Here is a 352-nt window from a genome sequence, read left to right as displayed (position 1 = left end):
TGAATCTGTTAAAACATAAATTAGGTACACTTCGCATCATAAAAAAATCGAATAAGTGGATAGCCCAAATATCTGTCACACTTTCTATCAATAAAAGGACAGGAATGAAAATTTTAGGAGTGGACTTAGGTCTCAAGGTCCCCGCGGTAGCAATCACAGATGATGATAAGGTTCGTTTCTTTGGAAATGGTAGGAAAAACAAATATAGGAAGCGTAAGTTTCGTAGTGTTCGTAAGAAGTTAGGAAAAGACAAAAAAGTGAATGCCATTCGGCGATTGGATGATAAAGAGCAAAGATGGATGCAAGATAAAGATCATAAAATAAGTCGTGCAATTATTAATTTTGCGATTGC

General features: G+C 35.5%; 1 pseudogene. It reads left to right on the top strand.

The annotated features are described in order from the left end of the window. Positions 1 to 352 (top strand): annotated as a pseudogene (locus V7038_RS15670) (RNA-guided endonuclease TnpB family protein); the annotation flags it as partial.

The organism is Bacillus sp. JJ783 (assembly GCF_036963225.1).
Lineage (GTDB): Bacteria > Bacillota > Bacilli > Bacillales > Bacillaceae_G > Bacillus_A > Bacillus_A cereus_U.
Note: the sequence above shows the minus strand (reverse complement) of the source record. Positions and strands in the feature narration are given on the sequence as shown.